Below are 1440 nucleotides of genomic sequence, written 5' to 3' on the forward strand. Positions count from 1 at the left end.
GCCGCGCCCGGCCATCCTCGACCGAATCGAGCAGGCGCGGCAGCGCCCCGGCGATGGCCTCCGCCAGCGGCGTTGACATCGCCGGATCGGCGAGGAACCGGCCGAGCAGGGCGGGAATGTCGAGACCGGCGAGAAACCGCGTCACATCGGCGCCGGTGAACACGTGGTTGGCGACGAACCGGCCCAGGGCGGCGCCGAGCCGCTCCTTCTGCGCCGGCAGGATGGCGGTGTGCGGAATCGGCAGGCCGAGCGGGTGGCGGAACAGCGCGGTCACGGCGAACCAGTCGGCGATGCCGCCGATCAGCCCGGCCTTGGCGGCATCGCGCAGGAACAGGGCGGCGGGGTCGGGCGGCATGGCGTATCCCGCCGCCATCAGCGCCGCCATCAGCGCCAGCAGCCCGGTCGCGAAGGCACGATGCCGGAAGAGCGAGCGACGGAGCGCGGCTTCAGGGTCGTTTTCGGTCATCGCGTCCATGTGGCCCGATCCGCCGACCCGGGCAAGCCGTGGCGCCGGTTGACGAGAATCAACGACACGCACCGCCCGCGCCGCGCAGAATTCCGCCATGCCGGACGCCAGCGCATTGCTGACCGACCTCTACGAGCTGTCGATGCTCGAAGCCTACGCGGCGCGGGGCATGACCGGCAGCGCGGTGTTCGAGCTGTTCTTCCGCCGCCTGCCGCCCGAGCGCGGCTTCCTGCTCGCCGCCGAGCTGGACCAGGCGGTGACGTTCCTCGAAGGCATGCGTTTCGACGCCGAGGATCTGGCCTGGCTGCGCGATACCGGCCGGTTCGCGCCGGGCTTCATCGACAGTCTCGCCGGGTTCCGCTTCACCGGCGACGTCGATGCGGTGCCCGAGGGCACGGCCGTCTTCGCCGACGAGCCGGTGCTGCGGGTCACCGCGCCGCTGCCCGAGGCGCAGTTCGTGGAAACCCGCCTCCTCAACATCGTTCATTTCCAGACCGTCATCGCCTCGAAGGCGGCGCGGATGGTGCTCGCGTCGGGCGGGCGCCAGCTCGTCGATTTCGGGCTGCGCCGCGCCCATGGCGGCGAGGCCGGGCTGTACGCCGCCCGCGCCGCCTGGCTCGCCGGCTTCGACGCCACCGCCACCGTGCTCGCCGGCCGCCGGTTCGGCATTCCGCTCATGGGCACGATGGCCCATGCCTTCGTCGAGGCGCATGACGGCGAGACCGAGGCCTTCCTCGACTTCGCGCGCACCCGCCCCGCCGGGCTCTGCCTGCTGATCGACACCTACGACACCGAGCGCGGCGCCGCGCGGGTCGCGGCGCTGGCGCCCCGCCTCGCGGCGGAGGGCATCGCGATCGCGGCGGTCAGGCTCGACAGCGGCGATCTCGCCTATCACGCAAGGGCGGTGCGCGGCATTCTCGACGCGGCGGGATGCGGCGCGATCCGGATCTTCGCCAGCGGCGGGCTCGACGAGG

2 protein-coding genes are annotated in these 1440 nt (G+C 72.8%); one reads left to right on the forward strand and one right to left on the reverse strand.

Going from position 1 to position 1440, the window contains the following annotated elements; translation table 11 throughout:
- Positions 1-475 (reverse strand): DUF445 family protein (locus APM_RS08580; RefSeq protein ID WP_039888153.1); only part of this gene is annotated, 475 nt, incomplete at its 3' end.
- Positions 476-563: 88 nt separating this feature from the next.
- Here APM_RS08580 and APM_RS08585 point away from each other — a divergent pair.
- Positions 564-1440 (forward strand): nicotinate phosphoribosyltransferase (locus tag APM_RS08585; RefSeq protein ID WP_007422973.1); only part of this gene is annotated, 877 nt, incomplete at its 3' end.

The sequence above is a fragment of the Acidiphilium sp. PM genome, from assembly GCF_000219295.1.
GTDB lineage: Bacteria > Pseudomonadota > Alphaproteobacteria > Acetobacterales > Acetobacteraceae > Acidiphilium > Acidiphilium multivorum.